Below are 23,512 nucleotides of genomic sequence, written 5' to 3' on the forward strand. Positions count from 1 at the left end.
CCCCCGGCCGCAAAAGCTGTCGGGGGAAGACTTATCCCTGAACGGCGCGCAGGGCCACCCCTGCCTTGGACAGAGCGCGCCAGATTTGCGCATCCCGGCCATAGACGTCGCGGCGGTACTGTGTGCGCCTCTTAGGCGTGGTAAATGCAGTGCGGTAGATGATGTGCACGGGCACGGGGTTTTTCAGATCAACGCGGGTTTCACGACCTGTGGCAAGGACAGACTGGAAATAGGATTCCGGGTTCGATTCCTGCTTGGCCAAGAGCGCATAGGCAAAGTCGAACGGATCGGCCAAACGTACACAGCCGTGGCTGTAGGCGCGCGCTTCACGGGCAAAGAGGTTCTTGGCCGGCGTGTCATGCAGGTAGATGTTGTATGGGTTGGGGAACATGAACTTGACCAGACCCAGCGCATTGCCTTTGCTGGGAGGCTGACGCATCGCGTAGGGAAACGTCCGAGCCGTATACTGGGAAAAGTCTGCTGATCTGCGGTTCACTGCGCGCCCGCGGCTGTCCGTGATCTCGATATGACGCACGGCATTGGGATCACGTTGAAGTGCGGGCAGATACTCGCCCACTACAATCGAGCGAGGCACATACCAGCTTGGGTTTACGACCATGAATTCCATGACATCGGAAAACTCAACTGTGGGCCGGTCTTGCTTGTTCGCGCCCACGACTGAACGGGTAGAGAATGTCACCTTGCCATTGTCGACAATCTTGGCTGTGAAGTCGGGAATGTTGACGAGGACATGGCGTTTGCCGCGTTCCTGATTGACCCAACGCTCGCGCTCCATTGCAACGATGATGGATTGTAGGCGTTCCTGCACACCGGTGTTCAACTCTTTCATTGTGCCAGCGCCAACGACACCGTCAGCCGCCAACCCATGGGCCAGTTGGAACTGCTGAACAGCCGCCTGCACAGACGTATCGTAGGCCTGCGTGTTGGTCCGTTTAAGGAACCCCATTGCGATCAGGCGATTGCGCAATGCCACAACTGATGCTCCGGACTGGCCGGGTTTCAGCGTTTTGGCTGGCACTTTCGCGCCCCACCCACCCTGAGCCAGCAAACGCTCCATGCGCAGCTTTTCCTTCATCAGGGCGTTGTATTCGGTCGTTTTCGGGGCCAACGCCTTGAAAAAACCATTGGGCGAGGATTTGGAAAAGTTCACGAGGTAGGACGTACGATCACGATATGGCACGGCACGCACGATGGATTTGTTCACGCGGGACGGAACCAGAACCCCTGTCTGCAAATCGCGGGCGTACTGCAGAAAGGTGCGGCTTAACTCAACCTCGACCAAGCCGCGGTCACGCTCGGTCTTAACAGCCTTCATCTTGGCTTGAAGCCCACCCGCATCATAACGCGCGGTTGGCAAACCGTGATTGCCTGCTTTTGAGAGCGCGGCAAACAGAGCTGTGCGGCGCTGGCGCTCGCGCCCCGACCGGCCAGTCCAAAGGCTTTCATACCCGTTTGCCTTGTAAAACGCGGAGATGTCGGCATCCCGTGCCGCCGCCTCGGCCACCGCCTGTTTAAACGCGGTGACCTGCGCAGTGGCATTCTGGGGAAAAGACGAAAACATCGTGCCCAAGGCCAATGCCAGCACAATCATCCAATGACGGGAAACAACGAAAAACATCACACACCTCTAAGAAATAACAATTTCCAGTTGCGAAACAGTATCCCCAATCTGCCCGGAAGGTGTCCATTCACATTGATGTTGATGCGCCATTCCGGCCACGCCTGATGCGTCGATGCATCGATCAGAGCCCTGCCGAACAAAATGCACATAAATCGCGCAGAATCCCGCCAATATGCCTTGCGAACAAACTTTCGACAGATTCAGAGCTTGGTAAACGAATCAAGCTATGCAATAAACAGGGCGCATCTGGGGATAGATGACACAACGTCCGTGTAACATCATGGGCGGCAGGCGTACGGGACGGCGCAGTAAAATGGCAAAATCTGACTCTACGGGCATATCCCGCCGGGCACTCCTTGGTGCATTTGCGGCGACCACCATCACAGCAGCACCCACTTTCTCCAAGGCCGCAGGCTTTTTGCGCGGATCGGGCGACATCCGGCGTCTGCGTATGTATTCGGGCCGCACCGGTGAACGGATCGACATGATCTACTGGATCGAGGGCGATTACATCAAAGACGCGGTGAAGGAAGTGAACCACTTCATGCGTGACTGGCGTACGGGCCAAACCATTTCGATGGACTTGCGCAATGTCGACATCATGGCCGCTGCACACAACCTGCTCGACGTCAACGAACCTTATATGCTGCTGTCAGGCTACCGTAGCCCACAGACCAACGCGATGTTGCGTTCGCGCAGTCGGGGCGTGGCCAAAAACTCCCTACACATGAAAGGCCAGGCCGCAGACCTGCGCCTGTCCACGCGCTCGGTCAGCCAAATGGCGCGCGCGGCTGCCGCCTGCCGCGGCGGCGGCGTCGGGAAATACTCCGGCTCGAACTTCGTGCATATGGATTGCGGCGTGGTCCGCACTTGGGGCGGCTGAACTCCTTAACGGACGTCTTTTAGCAATTGCGGTACAAGTGGCCGCTGGCTATACGACCTTTAATGGATCCTTAGCTCAGCTGGATAGAGCGCTGCCCTCCGAAGGCAGAGGCCACAGGTTCGAATCCTGTAGGGTCCACCATTAAATCCAACACTTAGCAGATGTCGCAGTGGTTCCGATTGGGCGATGATTCAATTTTGGTTCACTCTGATTTACACAGGCGGTGATTGATCAACCATCTGTGGCTTCATTCTCTGTCAGTCGGTGCGAAGAAGACATAAACCTCACGTCCAAGCAGCAGTACTGTTTATGGAACAGACCCATGCTGAAAACCCGCTTCTTGCTGTTGCAAAGACTGCTCGCGCGGATTTTGGGGCATTCGCTTTTGAGTCTTAGTGTCGAGACGACCAGCTTCAACAAAATCAAAAGTCCGACTTTCTCGCGAAAGACCGAACCGAAGTCGCCAACCTGTTTAGATCAGCGACTTCAGCAGTGCAGTCGTATTTTCCGTGTTCATCTCAACCGGATTTCCGCCTGTGCTCGGATCAGACAGAGCGCCCGCCACAATGCGTTCGATATCCGGATTAGTGACGCCAAGGTCTGTGAGATTTTTTGGCACGCCAAGCCGAGTGTTCAGCGCATCAACATAAGCGCAGAACCCGTCAAAACCGCCAGCGATCCCCAAGTAGTTTGCAGCATCCGTCAGAACACCCGTGATGGCCGGTTTGTTGAACTGCAAAACGGCAGGCATACAGACTGCATTCGTTGTGCCGTGATGGGTGTGATAGATCGCACCAATTGGGTGAGATAACGCATGAATCGCGCCCAGACCCTTTTGAAAGGCAGTGGCCCCCATTGCGGCGGCTGACATCATGTGCGCACGTGCCTCAAGGTCACTCCCATCGTCATAGGCACGCGGCAGGTATTCTTTCACAAGCCGCATGCCTTCCAATGCCATGCCTTGCGACATCGGATGATAGTGCGGCGAACAGAATGCCTCGACACAATGCGCAAAGGCGTCCAGTCCGGTCCCTGCTGTGATGAACTTCGGCATACCAACGGTCAGTTCCGGGTCACAAATTACCACTGCCGGCAGGAACTTGGGGTGAAAGATGATCTTTTTTTCTTCTGTTTCCGAGTTGGTGATGACAGACGCGCGGCCTACTTCGGACCCTGTTCCAGCTGTTGTTGGCACCGCCACAATGGGCGCGATGGCACTCGCATCAGCGCGGGTCCAATAATCGCCAACATCTTCAAAATCCCACAACGGTCGTGTCTGTCCGGCCAGAAACGCAACTAGCTTTCCAAGGTCCAACCCAGAACCACCGCCAAAGGCGACCACCCCGTCGTGTCCGCCATCTTTGAACGCCTGAACGCCAGCAGCGGCGTTCTTTTCGTTTGGGTTCGGATCAACGTCGGCAAATATTGCACGGCCCAACCCGGCGGCTTCGAGCAGGTCCAACGTTTTTGCGGTAATCTCCATTTCAGCCAAGCCGCGATCGGTGATCAACAAAGGGTTTTTGATTCCGGCGGCCGCGCAAGCATCACCGATTTCCGAGATGCGCCCTGCCCCAAAACGGACAGCAGTTGGGTAAGACCAATTTGCAGTAAGAGACATGGGTTTACCCCTTTTTGAGATGATAGGATTTTGGACGCGTCAGGTTGTGATAGCCGATGACAGACAGCCCCCCGCCACGCCCGGTGTCCTTGCACCCAGTCCAGCAAAGCGCAGGATCAAGATAATCGGCACGGTTCATAAAGACAGTTCCCGTTTGAATCTGATCTGCGATGTTTTCGGCCCGCGCGACGTCTTTTGTCCACACTGATGCGGTCAAGCCGAACTGGCTGTCATTCATCAGCTCAATCGCCTGTGCGTCATCCTTCACAGGCATGATACCGACAACAGGCCCAAAGCTTTCGTCGCGCATCACGCGCATATCGTGGCTCACGTTCGTGAGAATTTGCGGCGTTAGGTACGCGCCGCCGTCGTCCTGAGCAAAAGTTTCGATGTGGGCGGTTGCACCGGCTGCTATGGCCTCAGCAATTTGTGCGCGCACCTCATCGGCAAAGCGTTTATGTGCCATCGGTCCAATCGTGGTCTCAGCATTCAGAGGATCACCGAGTGTGTAGCCGTTGACGATTTTGATCGCCTTTTCAACGAATGCATCAAAGTGGCGTTCGGCCACATAAATGCGCTCGATCCCGCAACAGCATTGACCAGAGTTGAACATCGCACCGTCGATCAAAGTTTCGGCCGCAGCATCGACGTCTGCGTCATCGCTAACATAGCCCGGATCTTTCCCGCCCAGTTCAAGCCCGAGCCCCGTGAACGTGCCTGCAGCTGCGCGTTCGATCGCCTGACCGCCTCCAACCGAACCTGTGAAATTCACAAAACCAAACGATTTGGCGGCGATAAGGCCAGCGGTCGTTTCATGATCGAGGAATACATTCTGAAACACGTCTTTGGGTACGCCTGCGGCATGAAACGCCTCGGCCAAGTGTTCACCAACGAGCGGCGTTTGGCTCGCATGTTTCAGCATGACTGTGTTGCCCGCAATCAGGGCGGGCGCAACTGTATTGATCGCAGTCATATACGGGTAGTTCCAAGGTGCGACGACCAGAACAACGCCATGTGGCACACGTTTGATCACACGGCGGAACGCATCGCTGTCTTCTATTGTGATGTCTGCCAAAGCCTCGGTTGCGATGTCGGCCATATAGCTGGCACGCTCCTCAAAGCCACCGAACTCGCCGCCGTAACGCACTGGTCGCCCCATCTGGCGCGCCAGATCCGGGACGATGCGGTCATTCATATCGCCGATAATCGCGACCGCAGCACGCACCAGCGCAATGCGGTCGTCTAGCGGCCGCGCTGCCCAGTCGGATTGTGCGGCGCGGGCGCGTTCGGTTGCAGCTTGGGCCGCCTCATAAGACAGTGTTTCGCGTTCGGCAAAAACGCTGCCGTCGATGGGTGAAATACAGCGGATCATGTCAGGCCCTTTCAAAACCACGCGCGATTTCCCAATCGGTCACGACGCGGTCATACTCTTCTTGTTCCCATTCAGCGCAACGGGTGTAGTGGTCAATCACAGCGTCCCCCATCGCTTCGCGCAAGAATTTGGAATTGCGCAACGTTTCCGTCGCCGCGCGCAATGTCTGTGGGATGTCAGCAGCTTTGGAATCTTCGTAAACATCGCCTTTGGTTGGTGATGCCAGTGACATTTTGTCTTCGATCCCCTTGATGCCAGCTGCCAGCATGGCGGCTTGCGCCAGGTACGGGTTCAAATCCGACCCGCCAATGCGACATTCAACGCGCACGCCTTTGGTCCCGTCCCCACACAGACGGAAACCGGCTGTGCGGTTGTCTACGGACCAAACCGTTTTTGTCGGGGCAAAGGTACCTTTGGCGAAGCGCTTGTAGCTGTTGATATAGGGAGCCAGAAAAAACGTGTAATCTGGCGCATAGGCAATCAACCCGGCCATGTAATGTTGCATCAGCTTTGACATGCCAAGGTCAGCGTTCTCGTCATAAAACATCGGCTTTCCATCTTGCCACAAAGACTGATGCACGTGGCTGGAACTGCCGACTTTGTCATGGTGCCATTTGGGTAGGAAAGTCGCGGCATGGCCCTGCTGCCACGCGATTTCCTTGATGCCGTTTTTGGCGATCGTGTGGTGGTCTGCGCAATCAAGTGCTGCGCTGTAGCGGATGTTTAACTCTTCCTGACCGGTCTCTGCTTCGCCTTTTGAGTTCTCAATCGGCAGACCCGCATTGAAAAGGTGATTGCGGATAGGACGCATCACACCTTCTTCTTTGGTGGTCTGCAAAATCGCATAGTCTTCGTTGTATCCGCTGATCGGGACTAGATCCCGAAAGCCGCCTTTTCGGATATCGTCAAAGGAGTGTTCGAACAGGAAAAACTCAAGCTCGGTCGCCATCATCGCATCAAACCCAAGCTCTTTCAGGCGGGCTATTTGCGCTTTGAGCACTTGGCGAGGAGAGTGCGGGACAGGTTTATGTGTGTGATGATCCAGAATATCGCACAGAACCATTGCTGTGCCTTCCAGCCAAGGCAACACCCGGATCGTATTCAGGTCTGGCGCCATGATGTAATCGCCATAGCCTTTTTCCCAGCTGCTTGCGGCATATCCATCCGGGGTAGCCATCTCTAAATCCGTTGCAAGCAGATAGTTGCAGCAATGGGTTTCCTTAAACGAAGTTTCGACGAAGTTCACCGCGTGAAACCGCTTGCCCATAAGGCGACCCTGCATATCGGGGAAACAGACCAGAACGGTATCAATTGTGCCGTCGCCGGCGCGGGACCTCAGGTCGTCAAAACTCAGTTTGCCTTGCATGGTACTCTCTCACTTCAGAACGCGGGGACGACGCGTCGCCGTCCCCACTTGTTGTTTAACCGTAGCGATACGGGCGGCCAGCTTTGACCATGTCTGCGTTGTACTTCTTGAAGATTTCAACGACTTTGCGCTTGGTGTCGCTTTCGGATGCGATTTCTTCCCAGAAGACTTGCGCCGCGTCTTCGACTTGCGCCCATTCCTCATCAGGGATCGTGGTCAGCTCCATTTTCGGGCCATTCACACGCAGGTCGGCTTCACCACCCCAATACCAGTGCTGGCGATAGTAGTGCGATTGCTCGCAGCACACCTGGAACAGAGTTTTCAGATCTTCTGGCAGTTCGTTCCAGCGGTCCATATTGGCAAAGAAGTGACCGATCCAAGCGCCCGAAATGTTGTTGGTCAGGAAGTAGTTCGTCACGTCTGCCCAGCCCACAGTGTAGTCTTCTGTGATGCCCGACCATGCGATGCCGTCAAGCTCGCCGGTTTGTACCGCAACTTCGATATCTTCCCATGGCAAGTTCACAGGAACCACACCAAATTGGCTAAGGAAGCGACCAGCCGTCGGGAACGTAAAGATCCGCTTGCCCTTCAAGTCCTCAAGGCTGCGGATTGGATCCTTGGTCGCAAAGTGGCAAGGGTCCCAAGCGCCAGCGCTGACGTGTTTTACACCAACAGCGGCGTATTCTTCGGCCCAGATTTCATTCAGGCCATAACGGTTGAACAACACCGGTACGTCGAGAGAATAGCGCGACCCGAACGGAAAATACCCGCCGAAAACGGTCACTTCAGTCGGCGACGCCATTGAGTCGTCATCGGATTGCACCGCATCAATCGTTCCGCGCTGCATCGCTTGGAACAATTCTCCTGTGGGCACCAGTTGATCCGCATAGAACAGTTCAATCTGCATGCGGTCGCCTGCAATCTCGTTGAACATCTTGATCGCAGGGTCAATGACTTCGGCGGCCAAAGCGGCGCCAGCGTATGTCTGCATCCGCCACTTGATCGTGCTTTGTGCCAGCGCCGGGGCGCCCAATGCAGCTGCCGGGGCCGCGACTGCAGCACCTTTAATAAACTTACGTCTCGTAGTCATTTAAGTTCTCCTTGTTGATTTAGTGCCGGTTGGCCCGGCTTATGAGTTCATTTGCCGTAAACATAGTCGGGCAACCAAGTCGCCAAACCGGGGAAGACCATCACGAGCGTCAGGGCAAAAACCATGACCAGTACGAATGGAGTGATGGAACTGTAGATATCGCGCAGCGAAATTTCGGGCGGAGCCATGGCCCGCATCAGGAACAAATTATAACCGAATGGCGGCGTCATGTAGGCAATCTGGGTCGTGATCGTGTAAAGGATTCCGTACCAGATCAGATCGAAGCCAAGTGCACCCACCAACGGCACATAGAGAGGCGCGACAATCACCAGCATAGCTGTATCATCCAAAAATGTCCCCATCAGGATAAAGCTAAGCTGCATCAAGATCAGGATCATCCACGGGCTGAGATTCAGCTTTTCTGTGAACAGGCCTTCGATTGCCTTAACCGCGCCAAGCCCGTCAAAAACGGCCCCGAACGCCAAGGCGGCAAGGATAATCCACATGAACATGCACGTGATGCCCAGCGTATTGCGGACAGAGTTTTCGAACACTTCGCGGGTCATGCGCCCTTTGACGACAGCCGCGAGAAACGCAGTGATTGCGCCTATGGCAGAACTTTCGACCAACGAAGTCCATCCATTCACAAATGGCACCATCATGGTTGCAAAGATCACCAGCGGCAAAAGCCCGGCACGCAAAAGCCGCAGCTTTTCAGCGCGTGGCATATCGCGATCTGCATCGTCCAGCACCGGGCCAAGTGCGGGGTTCAAGCGGCAGCGCACAGCAATGTAGACGATGAACATCGTGGCCATCATCAGACCCGGTACAATCCCAGCCAACCAAAGTTGGCCAACAGGCTGACGCGCGATCATCGCATAGAGCACCAGCACGACAGAAGGTGGAACAAGAATACCTAGCGACGAACCGGCCTGAATGACCCCAGTCACCATGCGTTTGTCATATCCACGCTTCAAAAGTTCAGGCAGCGCGATCGTTGCGCCGATGGCCATGCCGGCAACGCTCAAACCATTCATCGCAGAAATCAGAACCATGAGCCCGATTGTCCCAATCGCCAAGCCGCCTCGCAGGCCTCCCATCCACACATGGAACATGCGGTAAAGATCATCGGCGATCTTCGATTCCGACAACACGTAGCCCATGAAAATGAACATCGGCAGCGTCAGCAGCGGGAACCATTTCATCAACTTCATGGCCGCAGCAAACCCAAGGTCAAACCCGCCTTTGTCACCCCACAGGAACAAAGCTGCCACAACTGCAATGAACCCAATCGCGCCGAATACTCTCTGACCAGTCAGCAGCATCAACATCATGGTCGAAAACATCAAAGTAGCGATAACTTCGTAAGACATCAGACTTCGCCCCCTTTGAGACGAATGATGTCTTTGAACAGCTCTGAAACGCACTGCAGGATCATCAAAAAGAAACCGAGGATCATGACTGCTTTGACGGGCCACAGATATGGGCGCCACGCAGAAGAAGATCGTTCCAACCGGCCAACCTCTTCGCTCCCGGTGATGAGCCCGGCAAAGAACGAGAAAGGTTCCGTTTTCCAGTACCCTAGCGAATAAGCCGTCGAGCTGACCGACCCATAAAACAGGACGCACAAATAGAAGATCAGCAGTAAGATCGTGACGGTATCAAACCAGGCTTTCCGTCGCACACTCCAGTTGCCGTAAAGCAGATCCATCCGCACGTTCGAGCCAAGTTGAATGGAGTACGGTCCGCCGAGAATATAGTATCCGACCATCACAAATTGCGCCATTTCAAGCGTCCAAAGCGTTGGCAAAAAGAATGTCTTGCTGATGGAAGACCAAAGCAGAATGCCCATAAGCACAAAGATGCCGTACATCATCACGCGGCCAAGCCGAAAGTTTACAGCATCGACGCTGCGAATATATCCGCGCATCACGCCTTGCATGCGGCAACTCCTATTTGGCTCAGAGCTTTTGTAAGCCACGCGGCAAGCACCATGCCCATTGATGATTGGTCATCTTCTGTTTGGATAAGGTTGTTGCGGATTTCGATCATGACATTCAGATGCCCATTGGCAACTCCGTGCACCTTTAGCGTATGTGTGACGCCATCGTCTGGCCCATAAGGAGCGTTACGCTGCACGTTGTAGCGATCCGCCTGCGCAAGAATTGCATCTGCAAGCCGCGGATCAGCGTCGTGCAATATCCCGATTTCGACCTCACGGGCAGAGCCGTTGTAGACGGGCGTAAAGCTGTGGATCGTTACGATGACAGGTTGCGCCTTTGACGATATCTGTGCTGCAAGTGTCCGTCGGAACGGATCGTAATAGGTCTCAGTCCGGGACTTTCGATCAGCGGGTGTCAGCCCCTCATTCCCAGGAATTATGTAAGCCTCATTTTCCGCCGGCATCGCATCTTTTGCCTCTGGTGGACGGTTACAGTCGTAGACAAGGCGCGACACGTTTGAGCTTACCAGCGTTGCATCCAACTCTTTCGACAACGTGCGCGCCACGCCAAGTGCCCCTGGGTCCCAAGCAATGTGACTGTACCTCGCCTCCTCGTTCAGTCCCAAATCGTCCAGCTCTGTCGGGATGTGGTTGCTGGCATGTTCACAAACCAACAGGACAGGTGACGCGCCGGATGCGCGCGAAACAGTCACAACATCTGTGTCGTCTTGATTGTCCATGGCACCCCTTCAGACACAAACTGCTTGCCAAAACCGGCAACTGTCAACAGAATTGTGAAAATTTTATCACAAGCCGCAGATGGCTGATAATTTTTTGAACATTTGAGGTGAGGCATGGCAAGTACGGAACGAACGATCTCAGACCTCATTCAAGACATGCTGGACGATCTGACGCGCGCAGAACGTCAATTGGCCCTATCGGTCTTGGAAGGCTACCCGGCATCTGGCCTCGGGCCGCTAAGCGCCTTGGCCAAGGATGCGGGTGTATCGGTGCCGACTGTCGCACGCATGGTGCAAAAACTTGGATATAAAGGGTATCCCGAGTTTCAAGCAGGCCTGCGTGAAGAGCTTAAAGCGACAGTTAAAACCCCGATCGCCAAGCATGACAGCTGGGCCGAAGCTGCCCCCTCAGGACATATCCTGAACCGGTTCACAGAAGCCGTACTCGAAAACATCCGCCACACTTTGGGTCAAATTGACCCCGATACGTTTGATCGTGCTTGCGATTTGATGGCTGACAAAGAACGGCACATTTATATTGTGGGCGGCCGGATCACGCACACTCTTGCGGAATACTTCTTCCTGCACATGCAAGTCGTCAGACCAAATCTGACACATGTGCCATCGACATCAAACACATGGCCTCACTATTTGCTGAACGCCAAAGAAGGCGACGTTTTTGTGATTTTCGATGTACGTCGCTATGAAAACAACACGCTGAAACTCGCCGAAATCGCCAAGTCTCGGGGCGCAAAGTTGATTTTGATCACGGATCAGTGGCGTTCGCCGATCCATCAGATGTCAGATATTTGCTTTAGCAACCGGATTGGGGCGCCCTCGGCTTGGGACTCCATGGCAACGATCATGTTATTGCTGGAAACGATAATCTCCGCAGTTCAGACGTTGAATTGGAGCGAAACCAAAGAGCGGATTGAGGGTCTGGAAGACATGTTCGACCAAACAAAACTCTTTCGGAAGTTCACATAAGGACGTTTCTCGAACGCGCACACCCTGTTGAGCCTGTCTGATCGAAGTCGTCTGAGGTCACCCCACACATACCAAAATCATCGCGGATAATCGGGCCTGCTTCCAGATCGCAAAACGCGTGGACATAAGTTGCACAATCTGAAACCTACCCTTCAGAAAACGTACCTTTGGGATCGAGATGACAAACGAAAACTCTCTAACAGCATTCCTTGCGCTTGCCCGAACAGGCAGTTTCAAAGAAGCAGCACGTGCAATCGGTGTCTCCAACGCGTCGCTGTCACGATACATCGCGCAGTTGGAAGCCGAGGTTGAGCTCACATTGTTCAACCGCACACGAAACAACAGCAAACTCACACGCGAGGGAGAGAAATTCCTGCCGGTCGCACAAAGCCTCAAGGCTGATCTGGACAGTTACGCAAGGCGCGTCTCTGAAATGCGCGCCACTGGGCGTCGCGTTTTGCGGATAGGATGTGGTCCGCTGACAAGTCGAACGTTGATCATACCCGTGATTTTGCAAATGCGTGAGGAGATGCCAGATATGCGTTTTGAGGTGCTGGTCAGCGCTTATCAACGTCCCCTGGATCTTCTTCAAAGCGATCAATTTGATATATTTGTCGGCGATCTCACGTATACGCCCATGGCTGACAATGTTGAGATCGTTTTGATGGACAAACAACCTATCATCTTCCTCGCGCATGCATCACACGAAATCCATAACAAGGGACCGCAATCCTTGGCCGGCTTGCTTGAGTACCCGCTCGCGTCCCCACATCTTCACAAACATTGGAAGGCAACACTCATCACAGCCCTTGGCGGGACTGACCTTGCGGCGGAAAAAGTAAACGCACTGCCGCACATCGAGTGCGATGACTATGGCTTTCTGACAGGGCTTCTGGACGGGTCAGACTTCATCGTGGGCGGGATGCCAGAGACCTTTACCGAGATCCTTGCATCCAAGACCGCTCGTGAAATTGCGGTCACCCCTGTCATTCAGTGGAACATTTGCGCGGTCCGCAAAAAGCAAGAAAGCACCCCGGCGCTTGATCAATTCTGGTCCAAGTTAATTGGAATGAACGCTGGAAGCGCGTAACCGCCAAGGTCACGAATTCTAAATGCCCTGATGCGCGCCGTCAGGCAAACAGATCGTGTGCCAGTTCCAACGCGTCCACCAGTGCATCCACCTCAGCCGTTGTGTTGTACATCCCGAACGACGCGCGGCACGTCGCACTCAAGCCCATGTGTTCCATCAAGGGTCCGACACAGTGTTGGCCCGCGCGTACGGCGACGCCCTTTTTATCCAGAATAGTCGAGATGTCGTGGGCGTGTCCTGCCCCGTCCAGCGTAAACGAAAAGATAGCGCCTTTGTCCGGGGTGGTGCCTTGCACTTGCAGCCAGTTCAGGCCAGCCAGCCTTTCAACCGTGTAATCCCGCAGGATGTCTTCGTGAGCGGCGATCGCCTCCATCCCGTGCCCAAGCATGTAGTCGATGGCAACACCCAGACCGATCATCTGAACGATACCAGGCGTGCCTGCTTCGAACTTCATCGGGCCGTCATTGTAGACGATGCCATCCTTGGTGACTTCCTTGATCATGTCACCGCCCCCGATGAAGGGGCGCATTTCGGCCATCCGCTCGGACTTGACGTAAATGGCACCTGATCCGGAAGGACCATAGAGTTTGTGCCCCGTGATCGCATAGAAATCCGCGCCAATGTCCTGCACATCGACAGGCATGTGCACGGCAGCCTGTGACCCGTCTACCAACACCGGTACATCTTTGGCATGCGCGCCTGCACAGATCGCTTTGACGTCAACCTTCGTCCCAAGCACGTTGGACATGTGGGTGACTGCCACCAGTTTGGTTTTGGGCCCAATTGCATCGATCACCGCTTGGGGGTCCAGCGCGCCTGTGCTGTCCACATCGACCCATTTGAGCACGACGCCCATCCGCTCACGCAGGAAATGCCAGGGCACGATATTGGCGTGATGTTCCATCACACTCAACACAATCTCGTCGCCCGCCTCCATCCGAGGCATCGCCCAGCCATAGGCCACCATGTTGATGCCTTCGGTGGTGCCTGAGTTAAAGATAATCTCATCTTCGCTGCCAGCATTCAGGAATCCTGCGATCTTTGCCCGCACGGATTCGTAATTGTCCGTAGCAAGGTTCGACAGGAAATGTAGCCCACGGTGGACGTTGGCGTACTCTTCGGAATAGGTCTTTGAAATCGCGTCAATCACCACCTGCGGTTTTTGCGCGGACGCACCGTTATCAAGATAGACCAACGGCTTGCCGTTCACCTGCCGCGACAGGATTGGAAAGTCCGCGCGTACAGCTTCAACATCATACATTGCCCAATCCTCCTGCGGAAAAGCCTGTCAGGGTCAACAGCATCATCATCCCCAGAAACAACGCCGTCGCGACGGCCACAAGCAGGCCAAAGGCCCGAAACAAAGAGTCAAAGCGCATCGCGGCGCTGACAAAGTGCAAAAACAGCCAGAACGCCACGATTTGCAGCCCCAAAGCCACGAGACTCGCCAGAAGCGGCGCGATGAAGCCGACGACCAGAATTCCAACCTGCGCCACTGCCCGCAGTGCTTGCAGCCAGATGATCAACACCATCAAATCTATCATATCACCGGTGCCGCCCATCGCACGCCCTGCCCAGAACAGGGCCTGGATCATGACAACAAGCGTTCCCGCAACGATCACAAAGAACATGATCGGTCGTTCCAGCAGCGCGAGAATGGGCAGCGCGGCGCGCGCGGCCGCGTCAATTCCACCGGGGCTGAGCACAATCGGCGCAGAGGCCAGCAGCGCATTGACCGCCGCCACTGCAAACAAAGCCATGTAAAGCGTGCCGCGATCAAGGCGCAAACTCATGATCTGCGCGGCTGTCTCTTTGGGGGTGCGCAGCGTGTCTACCGCCAACTGAGGCCAGGATATCATGTGATGTGCCTTTCGCTCTGGCGGGCGGCGAGTGTGCCTGCAACCCAGAACCACAAAAACACAGCACACCACAAGAGCGCGACGCTCTGCAATGCGGGCCCCGGTCCGACCAACCCGGCCGTCAGTCCCAAAAGCAAAACAATCGGCGTAGAGGCCAGCAGCGCCCAAAACAGCGCCACGCGGATTTCGTAACCGGACGGTGCGCGTGGCATGACCCGGCTAACCAGCCAAACCAACCCAGCCAGTGCGTACATCATCAGCGGAAAGATAAAGATCCACAAAAACGCAGACCAATAGAGGCGCGCCTGAAATGGCACTGTGTCATCCAGATGCGCCTCGCGGGATTGATATGGGGCCTGAGCGATAAAGATCACAACGCAAGCCGTGATCAGGAAATAAAGCACGCGATCCTCGCGCACCTGATCGGCAAGGATGCGGGCCACAACCCGACCCGGACCGCGGTAAGTTGCGGTTATATTGCGTGTGATCGCCATGTTGCCTTATGACCTATGCCGCTCTAACCAACCTTCCAGCCGGTCAACGACCACTTCGCGCAGGGCCTCGTCCTCGATCTCCTCCACTGCTTCGGCAAGAAAAGCCAGTGTCAGCAGATCAGTTGCAATGCTCTCAGGTACGCCGCGCGAGCGCAGATAGAACAGCGCCTCATCATCAATCGCCCCCGAAGTTGAACCATGCGAGCACACGACGTCATCTGCATAGATTTCAAGCTCGGGCTTGGCGAGGAATTGGGCATCTTCGTCAAGCAGCAAAGACTGGCTGATCTGATACCCGTCCGTTTTCTGAGCACCAGCTTTGACCAAAATCTTGCCCTGAAACACGCCAACGGCCCCGTTGCGCAACACCTTCTTAAAAACCTGACGGCTTTCGCAACGTTCCGCGTCATGGGTGACAAAGACTGTGTCGTCGTGGTGAAAATCGCCATCCCCCACGCACGCGCCTGCAACATGCGCAATGGCATCGTCACCGGTCAGTTCGATGACGCAATCATTCCGGGTCATCCGCCCATTCACTGTGAGCGTGAAGGATTTGAAGGTCGATTCAGTGCCAAGGCGCGCGAAAATGTGGGTCGCGGCAAGCCGTTCATGATCCCGCCCCTGAGCACGGACATGATGGAAGAACGCGCCATCTGCGACATCAACTTCCATCACCTTGTTGAACCGCGCCGCTGCAGGCCCATTTTCAAGGATGGTCAGTTCTGCACCCGCTTCTATCTTGATCACATGGTGCAGGATTGCATCGGACGTTTCTTTGCCGTGATTGTAGACAAGGCTGATCGGTTTAGGAGCCTTGCCTGTAACGTGGATCAGTACGCCGTCGCTGGCAAAGGCCGTGTTCAACGCAGCAAGTGGACGCGCCACAGGCGTTTGCCCGGCGGTTTCGAGCACACCGTAAACACCCTTGGCCCAGTGGATATCAGCATCCGTATCGGCCAACCGTTCAATGCTGACATGCTCCATTGCAAGTGCGTCCGAAACATCAGGGTTGAACACCCCATCGTCAAAAACGATGCGCAGAACGTCCATAGCTCCAAAAATCGGGGCCTCGGAATGCTCAAACACTGCCGCTTGCGCACCGGCTTGCGTCAGCATGTCGGGTCGGGTGAACTTCCAGTACTCATCTCGGCGCTGCGGCAAGCCCGTCTGCCGCAATCGAGCCAGCGCATCTGTGCGCGCCGCTTCTGACCATCCACCCTTGGGCAAAGTAAGGTCAGAAATCCGCGCCTCTGTCAGGTCCATTTCAGTCGCAGGAGCCGCCATTACGCCACCTCTGCCAGAATGTCTGCATAGCCATTGTTTTCAACCTCAAGCGCCAGTTCCGGACCACCGGTTTTGACGATACGGCCATCTGCCATGATGTGCACGACGTCAGGTTTGATGTGATCAAGCAGACGCTGGTAGTGGGTGATGACGAGGAAACCGCGCCCTGCATCGCGCAGTGCATTCACGCCCGTTGCCACCAACTTCATTGCATCAACGTCCAGACCGGAATCCGTTTCGTCCAAGATGCACATTTTGGGCTCGAGCATCGCCATTTGCAGGATTTCGTTGCGCTTTTTCTCACCACCGGAGAAACCGACATTGACGGGGCGCTTCAGCATATCCGCATCGATCTGCAACTCCTTGGCCCGCGCGCGCACGACTTTGAGGAATTCAGCAGCACTCATTTCTTCCTCACCGCGCGCTTTACGCTGGGCGTTCACAGCGGTACGCAGGAAAGTCATGTTGCCGACGCCAGGGATTTCAACCGGGTACTGAAAGGCAAGGAAAAGGCCGGCGGCGGCGCGTTCTTCAGGTTCCATATCAAGCAGGTCCACATCACCCAGATGTGCCGTGCCGTCGGTCACTTCATACCCTTCACGGCCAGACAAAACGTAAGACAGCGTGGATTTACCCGACCCGTTCGGCCCCATGATCGCGTGCACCTTACCCGCCTCTACGGTCAGGTCGACGCCCTTGAGGATCTGTTTGTCTTCTTCTTCCAGTTTCACGTGCAGGTTTTTGATCGTCAGCATAAACAGCTCCTTTGGCGCAGCACATTTGCTGCGTCCTGATAATGTTGAAAGGGGGATGAAAGTGGTGTCAGACCGCCATGAACGGAATGGAAACCACCCATAAAAACACTGTGCCCGGTTCGGTCACATTTTCGACCGCGACCACGTAGTCGCGGGAAAAAATCGCTGCAAACAGGCGCGGCCACAGCCAAACCAAGTTGTGCATGCATGTCAGCATCAGGACAAAACCCAGTCCCAGCGCCACGTCGTATTTGCGTTCGTTGACGAACAGGGCCACGCGGATCACGAACAGGGCCGCGATCCCGATCAGCGCCTCGATCGTGATGGCCTGATACTCCAGCTGATCGCCCGCATGCAGGAAATGGGCAAGACGTCCCAGAAACATCGCACCGGCGCCAAGCAGCAGACACAGCAAAAGCATAGGCGGTGTCATCAAATCGTCGATAAGTGCGGCGCGCCGTTCGGCGCGCGCGGCCTCTTTCATCGCCTGCGCCTGATCGGACAACTCGCCACGGGCTGCGGCGATTGCGTCCAGACGGGACTGAAACTCCGAAGGATGCGGTGTCTGATCCATCACAAAACCTGGAAAACTCGTTCAACACGCCACGAGTTATCGTAAAATTCTGCACAAATGTCGGCTGATTTGTGTCCAAGACAGGGCAAATACCTGAAAATCCTTGGTAAATCTCGGCGGTTTGCACCGGTTTTGGGACATAGTCAGTGCGCATGATCAGACCACGAGCACCGCAGTGCCCGACACGGACACCATCAACATGCTGTCACCGACAATCTCGTAGTCCAGATCAATGCCGACAACCGCGTTTGCACCCAAAGTCGACGCACGTTCTTCTAACTCGCGCATCGCCTCGTCGCGTGCATCTTTCAGCTTTGACTCGTAGGCACCCGAACGCCCACCGACAATGTCGGTGACTGAGGCAAAAAAATCGCGCACGATGTTGGCGCCCATAATCGCCTCGCCCACAACGATGCCTTTATAGTCAGTGATCTTTTGACCTTCGATCGAATGGGTTGTGGTGAGGATCATGGCGTGCTTCCGATAAAATAGTTGACGACGATCGCAACCACCCACGCGATCAATGCGGCCACAGCAGCGGTCAGCAAGAGTGAGCCGCCCAACAGACCGTCCGTTTTGCCCGACCGGCGACGCATGCCAAGGCCAAGCAGAACGCCAATGAACGTCCCCGCGGGAATACCAATGGATTGAAGCGCAAGGGTCGCGATCATGTGTCATCCTCCCCGTCTTCTTCGAACCCGTACAAATGTGCGATACTCTTTTGCACCCCCACAGCAACACCGGCGCACATGACCAGTAAAAAGAACCACACCCAGAACGAGGTGATCGCGGTCGGGTGCACAACCGTTGCTGTAATGAAGCCAACAATGAACACGATCACAAACACGAGGCCACCTTCACGCGTGCCATCGGCGTCAGAGACGATGGGCCTCTTGATCTTGCGCCGTTCGCTTGGATCATTGTCTGGGAACAAGGCGTGAGTCACTTTTTGCGCGCCTCGGTGTCTGCAAGGGCCTGGCGGACTTCTTCTTCGCTGCGAACGTTGCCCTGAGGCTCGCCCTCGTCCGTCTTCAACAGAAAAAGCAGAACAGCCCCGGCCCCAAAGCTCATCGCGCCACCGACAACAAAGGCAAGCGCAAGGCCGGGTGCAATGATGACACTGAGCACAGCACCAAAAAAACCACCGCAAACAACAGCAAGGAACATGCGCCCGGACACACTTGGTCGCACACTGCTTGCAGGCGTCGCTGCCGCATCCGCCTTGGGGTGCGCATAGGTGCGCCCAACCATGCTGTTATCCTCAAGACCGGCCATGGATTAGCCCACCGACCCCTCAAGCGAGATCGCCACAAGCTGTTGGGCTTCCATGGCAAATTCCATCGGCAAGGCCTGCAACACGTCCTTGCAGAACCCGTTCACAACCAGCGCAACGGCCTCTTCCTCGTCCATGCCGCGCGAGCGGCAGTAGAACATCTGATCGTCATCGACCTTGGATGTTGTCGCCTCGTGTTCAACTCGGGACGAGTTGTTCTTGACCTCGATGTACGGCACCGTGTGGGCCCCGCATTTATCGCCAATCAGAAGGCTGTCACACTGCGTGTAGTTGCGCGAATTCTTCGCCTTTGGGTGCATCGAAACAAGGCCACGATAGGTGTTCTGTGCCTTGCCCGCACTGATCCCCTTGGACACAATCCGTGACTTCGAATTCTTGCCCAGATGGATCATCTTGGTCCCGGTATCGGCCTGCTGCATGTTGTTGGCGATTGCGATCGAGTAAAACTCGCCCTGAGTATCGTTGCCGCGCAGGATGCAAGACGGATATTTCCACGTCACCGCTGACCCGGTTTCCACCTGGGTCCACATCACCTTGGCCCGGTCGCCCCGGCAATCGGCGCGTTTGGTGACAAAATTATAGATGCCGCCTTTGCCGTTTTCATCGCCGGGATACCAGTTCTGAACGGTGGAATATTTCACCTCGGCATCTTCTTCGATGATGATTTCGACCACAGCGGCGTGCAGTTGTGCGATGTCACGCTGAGGCGCTGTGCACCCTTCAAGGTAGCTAACGTAGCTGCCTTTGTCGGCAATGATCAATGTGCGTTCGAACTGGCCTGTGTTTTCCGCGTTGATGCGGAAATAGGTCGATAGTTCCATCGGGCAGCGCACGCCGGGCGGTACATAAACGAAAGACCCATCCGAAAAGACAGCCGAATTCAGCGTTGCATAATAGTTGTCTGAGACAGGCACGACCGACCCGAGATACTTTTTGACCAGTTCAGGGTGATCCTTGATCGCCTCGGAAATGGAGCAGAAAATGACGCCAGCCTTTTTCAACTCTGCCTGAAAGGTCGTACCGACTGATACGGAATCAAAAACTGCATCCACAGCTACTTTGCGTGGCGCATCCGTCAGGTCTTCGGCTCCCTCGACACCGGCAAGGATCATCTGTTCCTTTAGCGGAATGCCAAGTTTAGCGTATGTTTCCAAAAGCTTGGGATCAACCTCGTCCAGCGACTTGGGCTTCACTTCCATCGACTTGGGGCGGGCATAGTAATACTGATCCTGAAAATCGATTTCAGGATAGTCGACCATGGCCCACGTGGGCTCTTCCTTTTGCAGCCAGCGCTCATAGGCCGCCAGACGCCATTCCAGCATCCATTCGGGTTCTTCATTCTTTTCGGAAATCAGTTTGACGATATCGGGGGAAAGGCCCTTGGGGGCGTATTCCATCTCGATGTCTGTGGCCCAGCCATATTTGTAAGCGCCGCCCACTTCGCGAACTGCATCGACCGTCTCCTGATCGACGCCTTCCTTGACCACGACATCTTCTACAACATTGCCCATATCAGACATTTCCTTTCGCAAAACAGCCCTTAAGCCGCCCGTGCCTCGTGTTTCTTCAACTTTTGCGCCCAAGCCTCGGCAAAGCGCATCACGTCTTCTTCTGTTGTCTCAAGCCCAAGGGAGACGCGCACCGCCTCGCCAGCCACATCCCCCAAACCCATCGCCGTCAGTACCCGGCTGACTTTGACCTTGCCCGAAGAACAGGCCGACCCAGCCGAAATCGCAAAGCCAGCAAGGTCCATCTGCATCACCTGTGTCTCGCCTTTCCATCCGGGCGTGGCAAAGCAGGAGGTGTTCGGCAAACGACGTCCATCTTTCCCGATAAAAATAGTCGTATTTGAGGAAGCCTCAAGAGCACTTTCTAGAATATTTCTAAGTTTCTCGACGCGATCCCACTTTCCTGCCTCAACGTCAGCTTGCGCAGCCTCTGCTGCGGCCCCGAAACCTGCAATGCCGATGACGTTCTCCGTCCCCGAACGGCGACCCATTTCTTGTCCGCCGCCGCGCAACATCGCCTCTGGATCGTCCCGGGTAAAGTTGATCAACGCGCCCACGCCTTTTGGCCCGCCCAACTTGTGCGCCGACAGGATCATGTAGGCCGGGCGTTTGTCGCCTTCGTAGGCCACAGGCATTTTGCCAGCCATCTGAGTGATGTCGCACACAACCGAATAAGGTGCGTCCCCGGGAATAAGTGCATCGATGCGGTTGTTGGTTGGTATCGTGTTCGGCATGACGCCGGTTTCGCTGTTGGCCGCAGACATGGCGACCAGCGCGACAGACGCGCGATCATCACGCGGCTCGCGGTCCGACAAGGATGCCACAAAGTTCGAAAGCGCTGACAGACCTTCCGGCGCAAATGCCCCATCCTTGCCGTAGATTGAGGGCAAACCACACTCGTCCCAGACCTGCAGGCAATCGTGTTCAGTCGGCAATGCCGCAAACACACCGCCATGCCGGTCCTTTTGTGCCACAGCCAGCGCCGCTGCTTCTGTCGCGGATCCGGTAAAGACCACTTGCGTTACCAAACACCCCACAAGGGCGGCAACTTGCGCACGCGCGCGCTCCACCATCATCTTGGCCGCGCGCCCCTCGGCGTGCACAGACGAGGGATTGCCCACCACGTCCATCGCCGCCAGCATCGCGTCGCGTGCCTCAACCCGCAAAGGGGTTGTGGCGTTATGGTCCAGATAGACCCGGCTCACCCGATCCATCCTTCATCTTGCCGGGCAAACACCAAGGGTGTCCGGGTTGGGCCCCATCGGACGTTAATTTTCATCGACCACGGCCATTAAATTGGGCACTGCCGGACACGGCGCGAGTTCGTTTTCGATCACATCAGACAGGCGGGTTTGGTGCAGGAACACGTAGACATGCGCCGACAAACCCTCCCACAACCGATTGGTGAGTGACTGGGCCTTCGATCCGGACGTCGCACCAGAGGCCCCTGCCCCTTTGTGCATCGCATCAACCTTTTCGTCGACGGCCGCGAAAATGTCGGCAACCCGGATGTCAGACGCCGAACGGGTCAGGCGGTATCCGCCCCCCGGACCACGAACCGACGCGACCAGCTCGGCGCGGCGCAATTTGACAAACAACTGCTCGAGATAGGGCAGCGAAATATCCTGACGGGCGGAGATATCACCAAGGCTGACAAGCTGGTCGCTGGGCTGCATGGCAATGTCACTTAGCGCCACCATCGCATAGCGCCCTTTGGTCGACAGTTTCATTAGGCAAACGCTCCCAATTGACGTCTCGGCCCGGAAGCCATACATGCTTTTTCACCGCAGGACCGTGATCCTGCCCATGAAATTAGAACCGTTCTAAGGTGCCCGATTAAATTCGTCAAGAATTCGGATCACCAAAAGACGCACGAGGACAGACACAGTTATGCCCGAGGTCATTTTTCCCGGACCCGAAGGCCGCCTCGAAGGCCGCTATCACCCCCAAAAAGAACGTGATGCACCAATTGCTATTGTGCTGCATCCACATCCGCAATTTGGCGGCACGATGAACCACAAGGTGGTGCACGCCCTACACTACGCGTTCTTCAACATGGGGTTCACAGTGTTGCGGTTCAATTTCCGCGGCGTAGGACGCAGCCAAGGTGAGTATGATCAGGGGATCGGGGAACTTTCCGACGCTGCATCTGCGCTGGATTACCTGCAATCCATGAACAACAATTCCAAGCACTGCTGGGTCGCCGGCTTCAGCTTTGGCGCGTGGATCGGGATGCAGCTTTTGATGCGTCGCCCTGAGATCACGGGGTTCATCAGTGTCTCGCCGCCCGCCAACATGTACGATTTCTCGTTCCTCGCGCCCTGCCCGTCTTCTGGCCTGATCATCAACGGCACAGCCGACCGTGTGGCCCCTCCGGCAGACACTGTCGGTTTGGTCAACAAGTTGCACGAGCAAAAAGGGATTACGATCACCCACACAGAAGTTGAGGGTGCCGGTCACTTCTTTGAGCAGCCACACATGGATACGCTGATCGGTCACACGACCGACTATGTGAAACGGCGCCTGACAGAAACCACGCGCTGATGGCCGATCCGGTTGTCCTCGAAATGGCAAACAAACTTGCCGAGGAATGTCTTGCGGTACAGAACGAGGTCGGTGATGACCGGCTGTTCATGGCGGTTGGCGATGTCCTCGGCGCGTCCTCACAAACGCTCGAAGAGGCGTTTTTGACCGCGGTTCGCACGCGGATGGCGAACGACGCTGGGCGAAAATTCCTTACCCAGAAGCTCAAGGCGCATGAGACAGCGAAAGCCAGCGAATAACGCCCTTGAAAATGCACTGTGACCGCGTTTTTGCCTGATCCGTCGACCCGTCGATTGAAATACGACGAGCGCACGCATTCAGAATATCCGCTGTGTGATCATGGCAGACGCGGCACAGCGCCGTGATGCGTGCGACACTCAGCTTGCCCTTGCCACGCCCCGTCATCTTGCCACGTTTTACATCAAAGCGGTTCTAACTGGTTCTTCAAAACCCTGCATTCCACCGCATAC

26 protein-coding genes and 1 tRNA gene are annotated in these 23,512 nt (G+C 55.5%); 6 read left to right on the plus strand and 21 right to left on the minus strand.

Going from position 1 to position 23,512, the window contains the following annotated elements:
• Positions 1 to 31: 31 nt before the first annotated feature.
• Positions 32 to 1,612 carry a murein L,D-transpeptidase gene (locus tag DHN60_RS14305; protein ID WP_234423647.1) on the minus strand — a complete coding sequence of 527 codons (1,581 nt, stop codon included), beginning with the start codon at positions 1,610 to 1,612 and terminating at the stop codon, positions 32 to 34.
• A 343-nt stretch (positions 1,613 to 1,955) separates the two neighbouring features.
• Here DHN60_RS14305 and DHN60_RS14310 point away from each other — a divergent pair, with 343 nt between their 5' ends.
• Both DHN60_RS14310 and DHN60_RS14315 read left to right on the plus strand, forming a co-directional pair.
• Positions 1,956 to 2,525: a DUF882 domain-containing protein gene (locus tag DHN60_RS14310; RefSeq protein ID WP_108837999.1), complete on the plus strand. Its 570-nt coding sequence runs from the start codon at positions 1,956 to 1,958 to the stop codon at positions 2,523 to 2,525.
• Positions 2,526 to 2,589: 64 nt separating this feature from the next.
• Positions 2,590 to 2,666 (plus strand) — tRNA-Arg (locus tag DHN60_RS14315).
• A gap of 331 nt (positions 2,667 to 2,997) precedes the next feature.
• On the opposite strand, the gene DHN60_RS14320 is transcribed toward DHN60_RS14315, so the two are convergent.
• The 7 genes from DHN60_RS14320 to DHN60_RS14350 are packed head-to-tail and all read right to left on the minus strand — an operon-like array spanning position 2,998 to position 10,653.
• Positions 2,998 to 4,143, minus strand: a complete 1,146-nt coding sequence (locus tag DHN60_RS14320; protein ID WP_108838000.1) for an iron-containing alcohol dehydrogenase — start codon at positions 4,141 to 4,143, stop codon at positions 2,998 to 3,000.
• A 4-nt stretch (positions 4,144 to 4,147) separates the two neighbouring features.
• A complete protein-coding gene (locus DHN60_RS14325; protein ID WP_108838001.1) occupies positions 4,148 to 5,515 on the minus strand; it encodes an aldehyde dehydrogenase family protein in 1,368 nt (455 codons plus the stop codon).
• A 1-nt stretch (position 5,516) separates the two neighbouring features.
• Entirely contained in the window at positions 5,517 to 6,881 is a 1,365-nt protein-coding gene (locus tag DHN60_RS14330) for a glutamine synthetase family protein (RefSeq protein WP_108838002.1), read from the minus strand.
• Positions 6,882 to 6,936: 55 nt separating this feature from the next.
• Positions 6,937 to 7,971 carry a TRAP transporter substrate-binding protein gene (locus DHN60_RS14335; protein ID WP_108838003.1) on the minus strand — a complete coding sequence of 345 codons (1,035 nt, stop codon included), beginning with the start codon at positions 7,969 to 7,971 and terminating at the stop codon, positions 6,937 to 6,939.
• Positions 7,972 to 8,018: 47 nt separating this feature from the next.
• Entirely contained in the window at positions 8,019 to 9,344 is a 1,326-nt protein-coding gene (locus DHN60_RS14340) for a TRAP transporter large permease subunit (RefSeq protein ID WP_108838004.1), read from the minus strand.
• Positions 9,344 to 9,913 carry a TRAP transporter small permease subunit gene (locus DHN60_RS14345; protein WP_108838005.1) on the minus strand — a complete coding sequence of 190 codons (570 nt, stop codon included), beginning with the start codon at positions 9,911 to 9,913 and terminating at the stop codon, positions 9,344 to 9,346. The genes DHN60_RS14340 and DHN60_RS14345 overlap by 1 nt, the downstream gene beginning before the upstream one ends.
• A complete protein-coding gene (locus tag DHN60_RS14350) occupies positions 9,901 to 10,653 on the minus strand; it encodes an N-formylglutamate amidohydrolase (protein ID WP_108838006.1) in 753 nt (250 codons plus the stop codon). The genes DHN60_RS14345 and DHN60_RS14350 overlap by 13 nt, the downstream gene beginning before the upstream one ends.
• 114 nt (positions 10,654 to 10,767) lie before the next feature.
• Here DHN60_RS14350 and DHN60_RS14355 point away from each other — a divergent pair, with 114 nt between their 5' ends.
• Positions 10,768 to 11,640, plus strand: coding sequence for a MurR/RpiR family transcriptional regulator (locus tag DHN60_RS14355; protein WP_108838007.1), 873 nt, complete (start codon positions 10,768 to 10,770; stop codon positions 11,638 to 11,640).
• Positions 11,641 to 11,818: 178 nt separating this feature from the next.
• Positions 11,819 to 12,730 carry a LysR family transcriptional regulator gene (locus DHN60_RS14360; protein ID WP_108838008.1) on the plus strand — a complete coding sequence of 304 codons (912 nt, stop codon included), beginning with the start codon at positions 11,819 to 11,821 and terminating at the stop codon, positions 12,728 to 12,730.
• Between the two features lie 40 nt (positions 12,731 to 12,770).
• Here DHN60_RS14360 and DHN60_RS14365 read toward each other — a convergent pair whose 3' ends face one another.
• The 13 genes from DHN60_RS14365 to DHN60_RS14425 form a co-directional block, all read right to left on the minus strand.
• Positions 12,771 to 13,991, minus strand: coding sequence for a cysteine desulfurase (locus DHN60_RS14365; protein ID WP_108838009.1), 1,221 nt, complete (start codon positions 13,989 to 13,991; stop codon positions 12,771 to 12,773).
• On the minus strand, positions 13,984 to 14,589 hold the full coding sequence (locus DHN60_RS14370; protein WP_108838010.1) for a Yip1 family protein: 606 nt from the start codon (positions 14,587 to 14,589) through the stop codon (positions 13,984 to 13,986). The genes DHN60_RS14365 and DHN60_RS14370 overlap by 8 nt, the downstream gene beginning before the upstream one ends.
• A complete protein-coding gene (locus DHN60_RS14375; protein ID WP_108838011.1) occupies positions 14,586 to 15,083 on the minus strand; it encodes a YIP1 family protein in 498 nt (165 codons plus the stop codon). The genes DHN60_RS14370 and DHN60_RS14375 overlap by 4 nt, the downstream gene beginning before the upstream one ends.
• 6 nt (positions 15,084 to 15,089) lie before the next feature.
• Complete coding sequence (gene sufD, locus DHN60_RS14380; protein WP_108838012.1) at positions 15,090 to 16,367, minus strand: Fe-S cluster assembly protein SufD; 1,278 nt, start codon at positions 16,365 to 16,367, stop codon at positions 15,090 to 15,092.
• Positions 16,367 to 17,122 (minus strand): Fe-S cluster assembly ATPase SufC, encoded by a 756-nt coding sequence (gene sufC, locus DHN60_RS14385; protein ID WP_108838013.1) that lies wholly within the window; start codon positions 17,120 to 17,122, stop codon positions 16,367 to 16,369. Before sufC ends, sufD begins: the two co-directional genes overlap by 1 nt.
• Before the next feature lie 67 nt (positions 17,123 to 17,189).
• Positions 17,190 to 17,696 carry a hypothetical protein gene (locus tag DHN60_RS14390; protein WP_108838014.1) on the minus strand — a complete coding sequence of 169 codons (507 nt, stop codon included), beginning with the start codon at positions 17,694 to 17,696 and terminating at the stop codon, positions 17,190 to 17,192.
• A gap of 156 nt (positions 17,697 to 17,852) precedes the next feature.
• Positions 17,853 to 18,167, minus strand: a complete 315-nt coding sequence (locus DHN60_RS14395) for a heavy metal-binding domain-containing protein (protein ID WP_108838015.1) — start codon at positions 18,165 to 18,167, stop codon at positions 17,853 to 17,855.
• Positions 18,164 to 18,367, minus strand: a complete 204-nt coding sequence (locus DHN60_RS14400) for a hypothetical protein (RefSeq protein WP_108838016.1) — start codon at positions 18,365 to 18,367, stop codon at positions 18,164 to 18,166. Before DHN60_RS14400 ends, DHN60_RS14395 begins: the two co-directional genes overlap by 4 nt.
• Positions 18,364 to 18,630, minus strand: a complete 267-nt coding sequence (locus DHN60_RS14405) for a hypothetical protein (RefSeq protein WP_159089228.1) — start codon at positions 18,628 to 18,630, stop codon at positions 18,364 to 18,366. The genes DHN60_RS14400 and DHN60_RS14405 overlap by 4 nt, the downstream gene beginning before the upstream one ends.
• A gap of 8 nt (positions 18,631 to 18,638) precedes the next feature.
• A complete protein-coding gene (locus tag DHN60_RS14410; RefSeq protein WP_108838018.1) occupies positions 18,639 to 18,971 on the minus strand; it encodes a hypothetical protein in 333 nt (110 codons plus the stop codon).
• Positions 18,972 to 18,974: 3 nt separating this feature from the next.
• Complete coding sequence (sufB, locus tag DHN60_RS14415) at positions 18,975 to 20,501, minus strand: Fe-S cluster assembly protein SufB (protein WP_108838062.1); 1,527 nt, start codon at positions 20,499 to 20,501, stop codon at positions 18,975 to 18,977.
• Between the two features lie 29 nt (positions 20,502 to 20,530).
• Positions 20,531 to 21,703 carry a cysteine desulfurase family protein gene (locus DHN60_RS14420; RefSeq protein ID WP_108838063.1) on the minus strand — a complete coding sequence of 391 codons (1,173 nt, stop codon included), beginning with the start codon at positions 21,701 to 21,703 and terminating at the stop codon, positions 20,531 to 20,533.
• A 63-nt stretch (positions 21,704 to 21,766) separates the two neighbouring features.
• Positions 21,767 to 22,228: an Rrf2 family transcriptional regulator gene (locus DHN60_RS14425; RefSeq protein WP_108838019.1), complete on the minus strand. Its 462-nt coding sequence runs from the start codon at positions 22,226 to 22,228 to the stop codon at positions 21,767 to 21,769.
• Positions 22,229 to 22,388: 160 nt separating this feature from the next.
• Between DHN60_RS14425 and DHN60_RS14430 the strand changes: the two genes are divergently transcribed.
• Both DHN60_RS14430 and DHN60_RS14435 read left to right on the plus strand, forming a co-directional pair.
• Entirely contained in the window at positions 22,389 to 23,042 is a 654-nt protein-coding gene (locus DHN60_RS14430) for an alpha/beta hydrolase (protein WP_108838020.1), read from the plus strand.
• Positions 23,042 to 23,281 carry a hypothetical protein gene (locus DHN60_RS14435; protein ID WP_108838021.1) on the plus strand — a complete coding sequence of 80 codons (240 nt, stop codon included), beginning with the start codon at positions 23,042 to 23,044 and terminating at the stop codon, positions 23,279 to 23,281. Before DHN60_RS14430 ends, DHN60_RS14435 begins: the two co-directional genes overlap by 1 nt.
• The last annotated feature ends 231 nt before the right edge of the window (positions 23,282 to 23,512 follow it).

This window comes from Tateyamaria sp. Alg231-49, assembly GCF_900143535.1.
Classification (GTDB): Bacteria; Pseudomonadota; Alphaproteobacteria; order Rhodobacterales; family Rhodobacteraceae; genus Tateyamaria.